Consider the following 15,048-nt stretch of genomic DNA (forward strand, 5'->3'; position numbering starts at 1 on the left):
GTTCTGTTTGGATGTAGCAAATCATTCACTCCAGCACATAATCACAATCCATCGCATCATCGGCATAACTGGAATTTCCCGTGTATACCGTCGGGATGGGCTGTACTCGTTCCGTGCTCTCGGCGGTGCCAGCCAAAGCGATATTGACAGAAACCGGCAATACAAAAAGGATTGCTGCTGCGATGCCGATCAGGATATTCTTCTTCGTCATGATAATCACTCTCCATTTCTCCTATGATGCATGTATCTGTTTTCAGAGCTCTTTTCTTTTGACATCTTTATTATGACATGGAGAAGGCGATTTGAAAAACGGATAAATCCGATAAATCCATCGGTTAAACCGATTGGTTTTTCGACAGAGGTGCGGTACAATTGTATGGCAGCCACAACATAACGTCTGATAGGAGATGATTCCATGACGATTCAGCAAATGCGCTATTTCCTGGTCGTCTGCCGGCTTCAGAACATCACACATGCCGCAGCAGAGCTGCACATCGCCCAGTCGACACTGAGCCAGGCCATGCAGACCATCGAAGATGAGACAGGGCTCAACCTCTTCCTGCGCGCCGGCCGCACGATCCGGATCAGCCAGGACGGGCAGAAGCTCTATCAGAAAGTCACCGCGCTCCTGCGCGAAGTCGATGCATTCGAAGACGGCGTGCGCGAGATGAGCTGCCGTCACGGCAAGATCAGCCTCGCCATCCCGCAGCAGCAGGCCTCCTTCTTGATCCCGCGCCTGCTCCACACCTTCCAGCACGAACACCCGGAGATACAGCTCGACATCATCGAGCCGTACGGGGTGGAAGCAGCCCGCTTCGTGCAGGAGGAAAAAGTCGATCTCGCCGTCGTCAACTACGATGGCTCCACGCTTCCCGACCTCCAGTATCGGCGCATCGACTCCCGTCCTGTCAAATTCATCGTCTGGCCCGGCCATCCACTGGCAGACCGCCCGAGCATCAGCCTGGCAGAAGCCGCCCGGGGACCTCTTGTCCTGCTGTCGGAGGAGTTCTACGTCACACGGCTCCTCATGCGCACCTTCGCCGCGGCGCGCATCGAGCCAAATGTCGCCTACTACTCACCGCACCTCTCTACGCTCTACAGCCTCCTGCGCACCCACACGGCCCCCAGCATCCTCTTTGAGCAGGCCGTCACCGCTCTTTCCGATATCGTCACGATCCCGTTTGACACGCCGCTCTCGCTGACGAGCTGCATCATCACCAAAAAGAGCCGCCAGATCTCAAAAGACCAGCGGCTCGTCATGAAATTCATCCGTCAGCAGCTGCTTGCCCGCCAGGCAATGCCCTGAACACGAATTTATTTTTCAGCAGAGGCATGATTCACAGAATGGACGATGGTGCCCTGCCGCACGCCCGGATGAGGCGTGCGGTATTTTCTTCGTCGTACTCGATCTGCTCCGACCAGCGGCGCACGGCCTCGGGCAGGTCCTGTATCTCGGCGGCCAGCAGATAGATGAAGACGACGTTGAAGCGCGCGTAGCGGCAAAGCGCCTCCATGCCGTACCGCTCGGCCTTGTCGAGCTGGCGGTAGAGGATGTAGGAGACAAGCTTCTCTGCCGCATCCGCTCCCTGCGCAGCGAGAAGTTTCGCATAGCGCGGCAGCAGCTTATGGCAATCCAGGCGCAGGGCTGTGAGCTGCTGTGGCCAGGCGTCATCAATGGGCTCGGTGTCCTCCATTTGCGCGAGCAGGAACGAGAACTGCGCGAGCGTCAGGCGAGCGGGCGGCAGCAGCCATTCGCGCGGTACCGCCTTGCCGAGGAATGCCAGCAGCGCGCCAAAGTCAAAGGACTGGCTCTCGCCCTCCGCCCGCAGGCGCAAGCTGTCAACCGCGAGCAGCAGTTCGACCGCCTTCTCGCAGGCCAGGCCAAAGCCCGCAAGCTCGACACCGCCACTCATGATGAAGAAGCGCGGATGCATCGTGCAGACTTCGCATAGCGCCTCCTCGCCGATCTCGCGGATCAGGCGGCAAAGGCCGTCCGCGCGCAGGAAGGGGCAGTGCTCATCCGCCGTCAGGTGGAAGGCGTGCGTGCCGTCTGCCTGCACGTCGATGTTCGCGCGCAGCGCTTCACCCAAGGGGCCGTCCAGCGATGCATAATACGCCGCCGTCGCCTCGTCGATGTCGATCTCCCAGCCGCGGCAGCAGCTATGCTGGCAGCGGTCGGCCTTGCAGGCGAAATCCTCTGCAAAGTCAGGCCAGACCGTGACGATTTCCTGCGGCTCACTCATAGCGTGTATCGATCACGCGCTTCGTCTTCTTCTCGGAGCGCGGCAGGACACCGATCTCGACGACCTTGACGAGCGGCGTGAAGCCAATGCGGCTCTTGACGCGCTCAGCGATGCGCTTCGCGAGATTGAGGAAGTCGACACTGCCGTTCGTCTCGACGTAGAGGCGCATCGTGTCCTTGCCGTCGAGATGCGAGATGTGCATCTGGTATTCGCTCGAGACCTCGGGGAAGGTCTTGAGGATCTCCTCTATCTGGCTCGGGAAGAGGTTGACGCCCTTGATCTTGACCATGTCATCCGTGCGGCCCTGGATCGTGTCGAGGCGCGGGAACTTGCTGCCGCACGGGCAGTCGCCCGGCAGGATGCGCGAGAGGTCGTGCGTGCGGAAGCGGATGAGCGGCGCGCCCTCTTTGCGCAGCGTCGTGATGACGATCTCGCCCCACTCGCCGTCGGGCAGGTTCTCACCCGTATGCGGGTCGATGATCTCGATGTAGACGAAGTCGTCCCAGTAGTGGATGCCGTCGTGCGCGTCGCAGCTGATGCCGATGCCCGGGCCGTAGACTTCCGTCAGCCCGTAGATGTCGTAGGCGTCGATGCCGAGCTTCTCGCAGATGGACCTCCTCATCTTCTCGCTCCAGCGCTCCGAGCCGATGATGCCCTTGCGCAGGTGAATCTTGTCCTTGATGCCGCGCTTCTCGATCTCCTCGGCCAGCAGCAGTGCATAGGAGCTCGTCGCACAGAGGACCGTGCTCTCCATGTCCATCATCATCTGCAGTTGCTTCTCCGTGTTGCCAGGGCCCATCGGCACGGCCATAGCGCCAAGCTTCTCGCAGCCGGCCTGGAAGCCGATGCCGGCCGTCCAGAGTCCGTAGCCCGGCGTGATCTGCACGCGATCGCGATTCGTCACGCCTGCCATCGCGTAGCAGCGCGCAAACTGCGTGGCCCAGTCCTCGACATCCTTGGCCGTATACGGGATGATGACGGGCTTGCCCGTCGTGCCCGAAGAGGAGTGCATGCGCACGATCTTTTCCTCCGGCACGCTCATGAGCCCGAGCGGATAGGCGTCGCGGAGGTTCTTCTTCTCCGAGAACGGCAGTTTCTTGAAGTCCTCCGGCGAGGATACGCCGTCGATGCCGTGCTCGCGCAGGCGCTTGCCGTAGAAGCTGTCTGCATGGAGGAGCTGGGCGATGCGCTCATTGACGAGCGCGAGCTGTTCATTCGAGATTTCCATAAAAATACCTGCCTTTATCTTCGACAAAATCCACACATCCGTCACGGACGAGCCAACTCAAACGCATATCGCAGGGCTTTCTCGTTGAGCGCAACGAACTTCGGCTTGACCTTCTCGCGGATGGCTTCGAGCACATCTTCTTCCGTCAGGAAGTCGAGCGCTCCACTCTCAAGAGCCGCACCGAGCATGATGACGTTGAGTGTCTTCGGGTTGCCGACCGTCTCGACAGCCTTCTGGCCGTCGAGAACGAGGACATGCGCCGCGTTCTCCCGGAGATAAGCGACCATCTCCGCCCCCGTGTAATCCGTGCCCTTGAGCGCCGCCGTAACGGGCATGATGGGATGCGAGTTGACGACGACCATACCGTCCTTCTTGAGGTACGACAGCATGCGCACGGCCTCCGCCGGCTCGAAGGCCAGCAGGAGGTCTGCCGTGCCGCGCCGTATCATCGGGCTCCTGACGCCCTCGCCGATGCGCAGGTGGCTGAAGACAGCGCCGCCCTTCTGGGCCATGCCGATCGTCTCCGCGCTCATGACGGGCAGTCCCTTCTTCATCGCGGCCGCCGCGATGAGCTTCGAGGCGAGCACCGTGCCCTGTCCGCCGACGCCCGTCAGGATGATATTCTTCTGCATCATTTTGCACCCCCTTCTCGCTTCTCAAACGATGTGACCTCGATAGCATCGAACGGGCAGATGTCCGCGCAGATGCCGCAGCCCGTGCACTGTGAAGCGTCGACCATAATCTTGCCGTCCTCGACGACGATGCCGGGGCAGCCGATCTCGCGGATGCACTTCTTGCACTTGCGGCAGGCCTCCTGCAGGACCTCGGCCTTGCCGAGCGGCTTGACGATCGCGATGCACGGCGACTTGAAGATGATGGCCTTAACGCCTGGCTCAGCTGCCACATCCTTGACGGCTTTGATGGCTGCCTCGAGGTCGAGCGGGTCGACCGTGCGCACCGTCTTGACGCCGATGCCCTGGAGCGTCGCCTCGATGGAAACCTTGTCGACAACCTGGCCCATCATCGTGTGGCCCGTGCCCGGATGCGGCTGATGGCCCGTCATGGCCGTCGTCGAGTTGTCGAGGATGCAGACTGTGAGATCCGCCTGATTGTAGACACCGTTGACGATGCCCGTGATCGACGAGGCGAAGAAGGTCGAATCGCCGACAAAGGCGAAGCACTTCATGCCGGGCGTCACGGCGCCGATGCCCTGCGCGATGTCGATGCCCGCACCCATGCAGAGGCAGGTGTCGACCATGTCGAGCGGCATGGCATTGCCGAGCGTGTAGCAGCCGATATCGCCGCAGAAGACGCTCTTCTGGCCCTTCATCGCGCGCTTGACCGCGTAGAATGAAGCGCGGTGCGGGCAGCCGGCACAGAGGACCGGCGGGCGCACGACGGAGACGGGCGGCTCCGGCAGCGCCGAGGGCTCCGCCTTCGGCCATCCCATAAAGGCGGCGATGTCGTCGTAGACCGTATCACGCGTGTTCTCGCCGGCCCGCTTGATATCGCCCGTTAGCTTGCCGCGAATCTTGACGGGCAGCTGGTACTTGCCGCAGAGGAAGATGAGCTCGCGTTCGATGACGGGGTCGAGCTCCTCGATGCAGAGCACCTCGTCGAGTCCCTGCAGGAACTCCACCGCCAGCTTCTCGGGGAACGGGAAGGGCGTCGCGACCTTGAGCACGCGCGGCATTTCTCTCGCCTCATCTGCCCGCTCTGCGAGCGTCTCCGCGACGTACGAGTAGCTGACGCCCTGCGTCGCGATGCCGCGGCGGCACGAAGCGCCGCCCAGCTCCAGCTGATTGCGCGCATACGACGAGAATACCTCACCAAGCTCTTCATTGCGCTGCTCGATTGCCTGATGCGCTCGGTACGAGAGGCGCGGGAAGATGACCCAGCGCGCCGGATCGCGCTCGAAGCCTTCCGGCTCATGGACGCAGTACTCGCTTTCATCCTTGACCGTGATGGAGGCATAGCCGTGGTCGATGCGCGTCGTCGGGCGCAGGAAGACGGGCGTGTGGTAGCGCTCCGAGAAGTCGAACGCTTCCTGGATCATCTCGTACGCTTCCTGCACGCTCGAGGGATCGAAGCACGGCACCTTGGCAAACGAGGCGAAGTGACGCGTATCCTGCTCCGTCTGTGAAGAAATCGGCCCCGGATCGTCGGCGACGAGCACGACCATGCCACCCTTGACGCCGAGATACTCGAGGCTCATCAAGGGGTCCGAGGCGACGTTAAGGCCGACCTGCTTCATCGTCACAAGTGCGCGGGCACCCGACCAGGCAGCGCCCGCCGCCACTTCCATGCCGGCCTTCTCATTCGTCGACCACTCCACGTGGATCTTGCCATCCGGATTGTGTCGGGCAACCGTCTCGAGGACCTCCGTCGAAGGCGTGCCCGGATAGCCGGCAACGACATTGACGCCAGCTGCGACCGCCCCCATGGCGATGGCCTCATTGCCCATCAGATATTCTACATGCATAGCTTTCCTCTCCCCAATTTGCGATAATACTCCTCTATTATACTATGTGACACAACAAGATGCCACCTGTCGTAGATACATTTTACAACAGGTGGCATCTTGCTATTCTGGTATGCATGTTTTATATCATTGCTCTGCTCACTCATCGGCAGGCTTGAGGTAATTCTCCTCATCGTCCCAGTCATCGGGCATGCCCTTGACGATAAGCACGGGGCAGTGTGCCTGCTGCAGGACGTAGTGGGAGACCGAGCCGACGAGCATGCTCCGGAACGTGCCGAAGCCGCGCGAGCCCATGATGATGAGGTCGCTCTGCTCCTCGTCGGCCACATCGCAGATGACTTCGCTGGGATTGCCGACTTCAACGCGTGTCCTCGCCTTGATCTCCGGCGGGACGACATGCATGAGATCCGCGAGGAACTGGTATGCCGCGATCTTGAGTTCTGCCGGCACGTAGCCGCTGAGGCTGACCTGTTCAAAGGCCGCCACATGCTTGTTGAGATCGACGACCATGAGGACCGTCAGGTGAGCCCCCGTCATGGCCGCGATCTGGATGGCCTCGTTGACAGCCCGGAAGGCCTGTCCCGAGCCGTCCGTCGGCACGAGGATGCGGTCGCAGCGAATGGTCTGCGGCTTCCGGTGCTGGATTTTCTCGATCAGCTCTTCTCTTTCCATCGTGATTCCTCCTTATTCCGCCGGTCCGGCAGCCGCGTTCTCATTGAGGCGCATCTGCTGCAGCTTCTGACGGTGAAGCTCATCCTGCGCCTGGCGCTTCAGCAGCGCGCGCCGCGCCGAGAAGAACTTCGCGCAGAACAGGATCAGTGCGACAGCCATGTAAATCAGGAAGGCACCGAACTCTTTCGAGATGTCGCCGAGCCCGGCGCCGCGCGCAATGATGTCCCGGACGAAGTGAAATTCCCAGGTCAAGGGGAAGAGGTGCGACGCAGCGACGACCCAGTCCGGATAAAACGAGACCGGCCCCGTCGGCCCGCCGAAGATAAAGCCGCCCGGGATGAACAGGATCATGCGCGAGGACGCAATGCCCGGATTCGCCGCCGTCCAGCCGAACAGCGTGCTCAGCGTGCCGACCGTCATGACGTAGAAGATCTGGACGGCGAGGAACAGCAGCAGGCTGCCCGTGAACGTCATATCGCCCAGGATGCGCAGGATGGCCATGCCAAAGACGAAGGAGACGATGAGGCAGGCGCCGTACGGCACGAGGCGCACGAGGATGTCCCACGGCGTGCCCTCGAGCAGGATCTTGTCGAGCTGATGCGAGAGGCGCAGCCGCGGCACCATGCCGATTGTCGCGAACGTGAAGAACATTGAGCCGAAGAAGAACAGGAAGCCCTGCACCTCGACATTGTAGTTGGAACCGTTCGGATTGAAGAGATTGCGGTCTGCCAGCCCGATCGTGCCGTTCAGGCTGTCGTTCGTGCTGCCCGGGTCACCCTGTGCCGCCGCATTGTCGAGGCCGATGAGCTCATTGAGCGCGACCTTGATATCCGAGGTCTGCGCCGTATTTGTATTGTCGTAGAACACGCCAATGTTGCTCGCTGCTCCCGTGTAGCGGTCCTTCTCGAGCCCGCGCGGGAAATAAACGACGGCGACCGCTTGGTCGCGGTAGAAGAGCGTCGTGGGGTCGACCGGCGTGTTGAGCACCGTCGTGACTTCCATGTACTCCGAGGCATCGATGCGGCTCGTGAGCTCATGGCTGTAAGCCGAGTTATCGAGGTCAATGACCGCCACCTTCGCATCATTCGAGATATTGCTGCTGAGCATCGTGCCGAGCACGATGCAGACGACAGCCGCGACCATCAGGCAGACCTTCTCGTACGGCATGCCCTGTCCCGAGAACAGGAAGCGGATCTCATCTCTTAGTGAATTCACGTTCATTCACCCCAATCGTCATGCCTGGCATAACGCCGTCCTGCGGCTCCACGTAAATGCGGACCTGGAAGGCCGTGAGGTCGGCCTGTCCCTTCTCGCGCGACTGCTTGAGGTCGGCAAAGCCCGGGGCCTTCGTCAAGAGGCGGATCGTCCCCGGCACAGACTTGTCGCCCGCGACCGTGCGGCCCGTGATCGTATCGCCCTCAGATAGGCCCTGCGCCTGCTTCTCGCTGATGTAGATGTCGTAGTAGCTGCGGTCGCTCTCCAGGAGCACGACAGGCGTGCCAGCGGCGACCATCTCGCCCTCCTTCGCGAGGACCTTGATGACGCGGCCGTCCTCCGGCGCGCGCAGCGTCAGGCGCTCCTTCTGGACTTCGAGCTGCTTGAGCTGCACGACGAGCGCCTGCTTCTGCTGCGTGAGCGCATCGATGTCGTTGCTCATATTGCCCGCCGCTTCGCGCTGCTGCGCGATGGTCGGCAGGCTTATGGAATCCGTATTGCCCGTATCCTGCGCGCCCGACAGCAGCTTGTCGAGGAGCTGCTGCTGCTGCGTGACATTGGCCTCCGCGACATTCAGGGCCATCTCCGCATCGTCGAGCTGCGACTTCGCGATAGCGCCGGCATCGAGCAGTGCCGACTTGCGGTTGTAGTCGATCTGGCTGTTCTTGAGCGTGGCCTGCGCCGCCGAGACGGCTGCACGCTGCTGGTCGATCTGGCGGAAGCTCTGCTGTTCATCCGAGTCCGCCTTCATGTAGTTGACCGACTGCGTGCCGCCCGTCGAGCGGATCTGTGCGTCGAGCTGTGCAATCTGCGCCTTCGTCCGCTCAATCGAGAGATCCGTATCCGTCGGGTCGAGCTCCATGATAACATCGCCGGCCTTGACCGTGTCACCCTCCTTGACCGCCTCCTTGAGCAGGCGGCCGCTCACGCTGTCGAACGACATCTTGACCTGTTCTGCCGTCAGGATGCCCTCTTTCTTCTCCATGCCAATCGCCACTGCATCATTGCCCTTGTAGAGCAGCAGCAGTCCCGCCACGATGAGCACCGCGATAAAGATAGCCCCTGTTCGCAGGGCCTTTTGTCTCGTATTCATGTGTCAAATCCTCACTTTCCTCTTCTCTCTCATGCATGCACCCGGCCCGACATCTTCTTGAGCAGGTGGATGAGCTCATTCTGCTCTGCCTCACTCAGGCGTTCCATGAGCTTCGTGACGCGCAGGTAATGCGGCGGCAGGATCTCATTCATGAATGCCCGCCCTTTCTCTGTCAGACAGACGATCTTGGCCCTGGCATCGTCGGGTGACGGCTTTGTCACAATCATGCCATCGCGCTCCATGCGCATGAGCATGTTGCTGATCGTCGCCTTCGTCACCCCGATCTTCGCGGCGATTTCCGACGGCGCGATGCCCTGCGGATTCTGGTGCAGGACGATGAGCAGGCAGAACTTCCCCTCCGACAGATGGTACTCCTTCTGCAGGACGTCGAGGATGCTCGCCTGGACTTCATCACTGGCCTGCTTGATCTCGAGCATGGCGATGACGGCCGCCGGATTGATTTCCGGCACAGTTTTCTTATGTGCCTCGAGTTCCTCCCAGCTCGGTATGAGTTCTCGCTTCATGATTCTCCTCCATTTAGTTAGCTTGCTAACTAATAGTATAGAGCTTATGCACACAAATGTCAAAAAGAGCTGCTGCGCGAGCAGCAACTCTTTCCTTCCCCGTTTCATGATTTCTTTTTCCAGCGGTCCAGCAGTGCAGCGATGATGTCCTCGTAGAAGTCCGACTGGTCCTGCGGATAAGCCATGTGCATCTCGACGAACAGCGTGCAGCTGCGCTGGCCAAAGCTGTGGATGGCCTCGATGCCCGTGCGCAGGCGCTGGCCGAGGTCGCGCACCTCCTCCTGCGAGGTATACTGGCTGAACACCAAGAACTGATTCCTGTCAAAGCGGCCGGATGCGCCGACAGGGCCCACGATGCGCCGGATCTCGTCTGCGATGCAGCCGAGCAATTCGTTGCAAGCCGCCTCGCCGTAACGGCGCAAGAGCCTGTCAATGGCGCGGATGCGGATGAAGACCGCGACGAAATTGCGATGGCCGAACCGGTACTCATCGAGGTACTGCGCGAGCAGGAACAGCAGTCCCTTGACATTGGCGAGTCTCGTCACGCGGTCGACAAAGAGGGCCTCGTGCGACTGCTGCTGCACATGAGCCAGTGCCTCCGCAGAGACGAAGTAACCCATGAGGCCCGCGATATTCCCCTGCACATCGTAGACCGGCCACTTCGTTGCGAGGATATTGCGCTGCACGCCGCGCGCCAAGCACTGCCCCGGCACGTCGCGGATCGTGAGGCCCTTCTCGAGCACATCGTGCTCATCGCGCTCAAACGGCTCGGGATGGACGTGCCAGTTCATGTCCTCATCCGTTCTTTCCAGGAGCTCCCGCACGGAATCGAAGTCGTAGAAGTCCAGGAACTTCTGGTTGACGCCGCGGAAGCGACGCTGGTTGTCCTTCCAGAAGGCCGGCAGCGGGAAGCCCGTGATGAAGTTCTTCCAGAGCAGCTCCATGCTGTCTTCCGCGCCGTCTGACGGCAGGACGTACTGCGCGCGGCACTTCTCTTCGTAATGCGACATGTCCTGCGCATCCGACACGCGCACGACACAGAAGTAGATGTCCTGCTCGCTGCTGGCGATGCGCGCGATGCGGTGCGTCTTCCAGATCAGCGTGCCGTCCGGCCCCTTCGTGCGGAATGCCTCGACGATGCTGCCGAGCTTCGACGCAGCCACGCGCTCCGGGATGGTCTTGAAGTCGAAGAAGTCGGCAAAGCGCTTGCGATCGGCATGGTAGATGGACTGCTCCGCGTACTCGGCCAGTGCTTGCCCGAGCGGCAGCTTGTGGAGCCCAGACCGCAACTGCGGCTGTGTCAGCTCGATGATCTCGTGCTTCGTCAAGTTGATCGTCGCCACCTTGTCGTAAAGGTAGAATAGGTTGCGCAGGAAATACGCCGGCCGGAACAGATCGCCCTCGTGCGCGATCTTGTGCAGGCGGCAGTCCACGGCGAGCAGGCAGCGGCCGCTGTAGGAGATGACGCGGTGGCAGTCCATCATGACGAAGTCGCCGTTCAAGGGATACGCGAGCTCCTCGTCCTCGCCATTGAGCATGACGCGGTGCAGACCGCGGCGCAGGTAGCGCATGGAAGGCTGCGTGTAGGTATTCAGCGCCTCTTCCCACTGCCGGTACCGCTCCGCATCCCCCTGCCAGAAGAGCTCGTGGCTCTTCTGGTTGGCAAACAGGATGTGGTAGGCATGGTCGCGGTACTCGATGAGCAGCAACGCATGCCCCGTGAGGAAGTTGACATCCATGATGGCATCATAATAGGCCTTCCAGCAGCCCAGTTCGACCGTGATGCCCTTCTCGAGGCAGTTGTGTATCGTCTCGTCGTAGGGGCGCGGCCGTCCGAGATAGTAGCCCTGGATTTTCTCGCAGCCGATCTCGCGCAGGAACTCGAACTGCTCCTGCGTCTCGACGCCCTCCGCGAGCGTCCGGTTGCCTATGCGCTTGTCCATCGAGATGATCGAGATGATGATGTCGCGCGCCCGCTGCGTGTCGCTCTTGAGGAACGCCATATCCATCTTCAGGAGGTCGAAGCGCTGATCCTTGAGGAACTTGAGGCTCGAGTACCCGCTGCCGAAGTCATCCATCCAGATCTCGTAGCCAGCCGCGCGGAAGCGGTCGAGCACCTCGCCGATCTTCTTGTTGCGGTCGGTCAGGATGTTCTCGACAATCTCGAGGTGCAGGAGGTCGCGCGGCACATTGTACTTGCGCACGGCGCGCTCGACAATCGCGAAGATGTCGCAGTTGATGAAGTCGAGACGCGAGAGGTTCAGCGAGACCGGCACCGACGGCATTCCTGCCTTCCTGACGCGTGCCTGATTGCGGCAGACCTCTTCGATGAGGAAGGCATCGAGCTTGTGGATGAGGTTGTGCTGCTCAAGGATGCTGATGAAGAAGGGTGGCGTCAAGAAGCCCCAGTTCGGGTCATCCCAGCGCGCAAGGCCCTCCATCGCGCAGAGCTGCCCCGAGATCGTGCGCACGATGGGCTGGTAGTGCACCCTCACCCAGTGCTTCTCGATGGCCTCATCGAGGTGCTCGATGACGTATGACGGCGGCATGTCGATCTGCCTGCGCTTTTTCCTCATTTAATCTTCACCAACTCATACGAGCGCGTGCCCATGCCGATCTTCTCGCCGTGCTCGAGTGTCTCTTTCCAATGGATGTTCGGGTTGTTGTCGAGGAAGTGGTCGTGGTGATGATGCCAGTCCGGTTTCGCGAGATTGTCCGAGAGCTGGCTGTTCGGCAGCGGCGTCGCCTTGAGGCAAGCGTCAGCGCAGGCCTGGTCGAGTGCGACGGGGTCAAACGAGGCGAACATGCCCTGGTCCGGCAGGATCGGCGCATCGTTCTCGCCATGGCAGTCGCAGTTCGGCGAGATGTCGCGCACGATGTTGATGTGGAAGCACGGGCGGTCCTGTACGACGGCCTGTGCGTACTCCGCCATCTTGCGGTCGAGCAGATCACCAGCATCCCACTGCTCGTTGCGGATGGCATCGTACGAGCAAGCGCCAATGCAGCGGCCGCAGCCCTTGCAGAGGTCTTCATGGATCACAGCCTTGTTGTTCTCGTAGGTGATGGCATCCGAGCCGCACTCCTTTGCGCACTTGCGGCAGCCGCGGCAGAGTTCTTCGTTGACGACGCACTTGCCCGACGAATGCTGCTCCATCTTGCCAGCGCGGCTACCGCAGCCCATGCCGATGTTCTTGATGGCGCCGCCGAAGCCCGTCGCCTCATGGCCCTTGAAATGCGAGAGGCTGATGAAGACGTCGGCATCCATGATGGCGCGGCCGATCTTGGCCTTCTCGATGTACTCGCCATTCTTGACCGGCACCTCGACATCATCCGTGCCGCGCAGGCCGTCGCCGATGATGATCTGGCAGCCCGTCGTCACCGTGTTGAAGCCGTTGAAGTTCGCGCAGTCCATGTGCTCGAGCGCGTGTTTGCGGCTGCCCGGATAGAGTGTGTTGCAGTCCGTCAGGAAGGGCATGCCGCCCTGCTCCTTGACGAGGTCCGCGACGACCTTCGCGTACTGCGGGCGAAGATACGCCATGTTGCCGAGCTCACCGAAGTGCATCTTGATCGCGACGAACTTGCCGTCCATGTCAATCTTCTTGATGCCAGCAGCGAGGCAGAGTGCCCGGAGCTTCTGCATGATATTGCGGCCGACCGGCACGCGGAAATCCGTGAAATAAACTTTTGCCTTGTCCATGATTACCCTCCTGAAAGACCTGGTAGACACAAAATACACATAAAAAGGAGGCTCTGCGCCTCTCGTTTTTACTGCTTGATACGATGAAATTAATTTCGACAGCCTGCACCGATTTTCCTGTTTGGACAAAAATAAATAACCATCAGCAGCTTTCTCGTCACCGCTGATGGTTATCTGTGAGATAGTAACCTTCCGATCGTGTTGTTCATGTCATGCATGGGATACACTGCGTTCCACTTGGACTCGTTAACTAGCCCATTGGACTCTCCTCCATCCTGAGTAAGTAAATCGGCTGTCTGGAAAGGGTGAACCTGACCTTTCCTTGGCTTATCTTTATTGTACAGGATGACGGGCTAAAAGTCAAGATAGTTTTCAGAGAATTTTATGTATTCTGTGTTACGAATACTGTATCGAGATCGCGCAGCGTCGCGAACTGTAGGTAGGCCACAGCTTCTAGAGGCGTCATGCGGCGGTCCGTTGTGCTCTTCGAGACAACTGTGATGAAGGTTCCCTGCGCATCGTAGACAGATGTCTCGAGGACGACGCGGACGGTATCGGCCTCATCGCGGCTCCGCTTGACCGATACATGCTGGCGCACGGCGTAGCGGCATTGCGCGGCGCGCGCCTCAGCGATCAGTACATCCATATCTGCGCCACGCTGGCCATCACTCTGCACGGTACAGGGCGCATAACGGGCCTGCCAGGCCCCCTGCAGGATGCGGATGTCGGCCGCATCATCTCCCGCAACAAGCGGGTCAAGGTCGAGCTGCGGCACTGCGACAAAGATCCCACCGCGAGCGCCCAGCGAACGGCTCTCGAGCATGTCGCCATCGCCCACCTCATCCTCGCTGAAGTAGAGGCGCAAGGCTCTGTCGAGATAGACAACCATCGCGTGCTCGAAGCGCGCCGAGCTGCGATCCTGCTTCCACGCCACGCGCTCTCCGAACTGCACGTAGCGCGTGCCGAGCGACTGCAATGCCGCCGCCACAGGATCGCCATCCATGACGATGCGCGTGAGCTGCATGCGCTTCTCGTAATACCTTGCAAAAGCCGTATTGCCGACAGCCGGTGAGCCGAACGTGATGACGCGCAGCTGCTCGGGCCGCACGCCCATATCACTGAGCCGTGCGGCCGTCAGGATGGCAGCTGCACCGCCGAGACTGTGCCCCGTCAGGTAGAGCACCTCTGTTGGATGCGCACGGAGCTCCTGCGCGAGGTGCTCGCCCATCGTCTCACACGCTCCACTGCCCGCAAGATCGACAGGCTCATGGAAGAGCGCCGTCATCGTGTAATCGTCAAAGCCCTTGTGAACGAGCGGATACGATGTCGCATGACGGTCCTGCTGCGCAACATCGCGGAATTCCTCGACGCTTGAGCCACCAAACGGTACCGAGCGCGTGCGCAGGTCCACCTTGGCATCTTTGGCGTTCTCCGTGCCGGGGAAGGCGAGCAGCACAGCGCGATGGCCATCAGGCATTTCCTTTGTCACGAGATGATAGCGCCCCTGTGCCAAAGACGTCGCTGTCGTCTGACTCTGGAACTTCCAGCCCGTCTCTGCGAGCCACTCGCGCGCGAGCAGGCTGAGTTCGTCGGAGTACGAGGCCATCGCCACAAGCGAAGAGAGAAGCTCGAGTTCCTGCTCGCCCGTAGCCGCCATGGCCCGCGCCGGGCAGAGCAAGCCTAGTACCAGCACAAGAGGAAGCAGCAGCGCCGCCAGAGCGTGTCGCATCATGATTTCCCTCCAAACAGAAGATGTCGAGATACAGAAAAAGCCCAGATAAAATCTGAGCTTGTACTTTCAAATGGTGCGGTCGATGGGACTTGAACCCATACGTCTTGTGAACACTACCCCCTCAAAGTAGCGCGTCTGCCAATTCCGCCACGACCGCGAGAT

General features: G+C 60.4%; 13 protein-coding genes and 1 tRNA gene. 1 reads left to right on the top strand and 13 read right to left on the bottom strand.

Annotation, left to right across the window (positions count from 1 at the left end; genetic code table 11):
* Window positions 1-25: 25 nt before the first annotated feature.
* Window positions 26-211 (bottom strand): hypothetical protein, encoded by a 186-nt coding sequence (locus T518_RS08870; RefSeq protein ID WP_155948119.1) that lies wholly within the window; start codon window positions 209-211, stop codon window positions 26-28.
* 204 nt (window positions 212-415) lie between these two features.
* On the opposite strand from T518_RS08870, the gene T518_RS08875 reads away from it, so the two are divergent.
* A complete protein-coding gene (locus tag T518_RS08875; RefSeq protein ID WP_036378340.1) occupies window positions 416-1,306 on the top strand; it encodes a LysR family transcriptional regulator in 891 nt (296 codons plus the stop codon).
* A 31-nt stretch (window positions 1,307-1,337) separates the two neighbouring features.
* Here the strand turns inward: T518_RS08875 and fliB are convergent, their stop codons facing one another.
* The 12 genes from fliB to T518_RS08935 form a co-directional block, all read right to left on the bottom strand.
* Window positions 1,338-2,243, bottom strand: a complete 906-nt coding sequence (gene fliB, locus T518_RS08880; RefSeq protein WP_036378341.1) for a flagellin lysine-N-methylase — start codon at window positions 2,241-2,243, stop codon at window positions 1,338-1,340.
* Entirely contained in the window at window positions 2,236-3,471 is a 1,236-nt protein-coding gene (locus T518_RS08885) for a phenylacetate--CoA ligase family protein (protein ID WP_036378342.1), read from the bottom strand. Before T518_RS08885 ends, fliB begins: the two co-directional genes overlap by 8 nt.
* 41 nt (window positions 3,472-3,512) lie before the next feature.
* Complete coding sequence (locus tag T518_RS08890; protein ID WP_211248199.1) at window positions 3,513-4,106, bottom strand: indolepyruvate oxidoreductase subunit beta; 594 nt, start codon at window positions 4,104-4,106, stop codon at window positions 3,513-3,515.
* Window positions 4,103-5,953, bottom strand: coding sequence for an indolepyruvate ferredoxin oxidoreductase subunit alpha (gene iorA / locus T518_RS08895; protein ID WP_036378343.1), 1,851 nt, complete (start codon window positions 5,951-5,953; stop codon window positions 4,103-4,105). The genes T518_RS08890 and iorA overlap by 4 nt, the downstream gene beginning before the upstream one ends.
* 138 nt (window positions 5,954-6,091) lie before the next feature.
* Window positions 6,092-6,625, bottom strand: a complete 534-nt coding sequence (locus T518_RS08900; protein ID WP_036378346.1) for a universal stress protein — start codon at window positions 6,623-6,625, stop codon at window positions 6,092-6,094.
* 12 nt (window positions 6,626-6,637) lie between these two features.
* On the bottom strand, window positions 6,638-7,846 hold the full coding sequence (locus T518_RS08905) for an ABC transporter permease (RefSeq protein WP_072003592.1): 1,209 nt from the start codon (window positions 7,844-7,846) through the stop codon (window positions 6,638-6,640).
* On the bottom strand, window positions 7,821-8,933 hold the full coding sequence (locus T518_RS08910; protein ID WP_036378347.1) for an HlyD family secretion protein: 1,113 nt from the start codon (window positions 8,931-8,933) through the stop codon (window positions 7,821-7,823). The genes T518_RS08905 and T518_RS08910 overlap by 26 nt, the downstream gene beginning before the upstream one ends.
* 29 nt (window positions 8,934-8,962) lie before the next feature.
* A complete protein-coding gene (locus tag T518_RS08915) occupies window positions 8,963-9,457 on the bottom strand; it encodes a MarR family winged helix-turn-helix transcriptional regulator (RefSeq protein WP_036378348.1) in 495 nt (164 codons plus the stop codon).
* Between the two features lie 104 nt (window positions 9,458-9,561).
* A complete protein-coding gene (locus T518_RS11445; RefSeq protein ID WP_051652272.1) occupies window positions 9,562-12,033 on the bottom strand; it encodes a bifunctional diguanylate cyclase/phosphodiesterase in 2,472 nt (823 codons plus the stop codon).
* Window positions 12,030-13,154, bottom strand: coding sequence for a DUF362 domain-containing protein (locus T518_RS08925; protein ID WP_211248200.1), 1,125 nt, complete (start codon window positions 13,152-13,154; stop codon window positions 12,030-12,032). Before T518_RS08925 ends, T518_RS11445 begins: the two co-directional genes overlap by 4 nt.
* 382 nt (window positions 13,155-13,536) lie before the next feature.
* A complete protein-coding gene (locus T518_RS08930) occupies window positions 13,537-14,886 on the bottom strand; it encodes a lipase family protein (protein WP_036378349.1) in 1,350 nt (449 codons plus the stop codon).
* Window positions 14,887-14,957: 71 nt separating this feature from the next.
* Window positions 14,958-15,043 (bottom strand) — tRNA-Leu (locus T518_RS08935).
* Window positions 15,044-15,048 lie beyond the last annotated feature (5 nt).

Source organism: Mitsuokella jalaludinii DSM 13811, assembly GCF_000702905.1.
Taxonomy (GTDB): Bacteria; Bacillota; Negativicutes; order Selenomonadales; family Selenomonadaceae; genus Mitsuokella; species Mitsuokella jalaludinii.

What these genes read in the sequence shown, in the direction of transcription:
- T518_RS08870 (WP_155948119.1), bottom strand. Translation starts at nt 211, where the DNA reads ATGACGAAGAAGAATATCCTGATCGGCATCGCAGCAGCAATCCTTTTT.
- T518_RS08875 (WP_036378340.1), top strand. Translation starts at nt 416, where the DNA reads ATGACGATTCAGCAAATGCGCTATTTCCTGGTCGTCTGCCGGCTTCAG.
- fliB (WP_036378341.1), bottom strand. Translation starts at nt 2,243, where the DNA reads ATGAGTGAGCCGCAGGAAATCGTCACGGTCTGGCCTGACTTTGCAGAG.
- T518_RS08885 (WP_036378342.1), bottom strand. Translation starts at nt 3,471, where the DNA reads ATGGAAATCTCGAATGAACAGCTCGCGCTCGTCAATGAGCGCATCGCC.
- T518_RS08890 (WP_211248199.1), bottom strand. Translation starts at nt 4,106, where the DNA reads ATGATGCAGAAGAATATCATCCTGACGGGCGTCGGCGGACAGGGCACG.
- iorA (WP_036378343.1), bottom strand. Translation starts at nt 5,953, where the DNA reads ATGCATGTAGAATATCTGATGGGCAATGAGGCCATCGCCATGGGGGCG.
- T518_RS08900 (WP_036378346.1), bottom strand. Translation starts at nt 6,625, where the DNA reads ATGGAAAGAGAAGAGCTGATCGAGAAAATCCAGCACCGGAAGCCGCAG.
- T518_RS08905 (WP_072003592.1), bottom strand. Translation starts at nt 7,846, where the DNA reads ATGAACGTGAATTCACTAAGAGATGAGATCCGCTTCCTGTTCTCGGGA.
- T518_RS08910 (WP_036378347.1), bottom strand. Translation starts at nt 8,933, where the DNA reads ATGAATACGAGACAAAAGGCCCTGCGAACAGGGGCTATCTTTATCGCG.
- T518_RS08915 (WP_036378348.1), bottom strand. Translation starts at nt 9,457, where the DNA reads ATGAAGCGAGAACTCATACCGAGCTGGGAGGAACTCGAGGCACATAAG.
- T518_RS11445 (WP_051652272.1), bottom strand. Translation starts at nt 12,033, where the DNA reads ATGAGGAAAAAGCGCAGGCAGATCGACATGCCGCCGTCATACGTCATC.
- T518_RS08925 (WP_211248200.1), bottom strand. Translation starts at nt 13,154, where the DNA reads ATGGACAAGGCAAAAGTTTATTTCACGGATTTCCGCGTGCCGGTCGGC.
- T518_RS08930 (WP_036378349.1), bottom strand. Translation starts at nt 14,886, where the DNA reads ATGATGCGACACGCTCTGGCGGCGCTGCTGCTTCCTCTTGTGCTGGTA.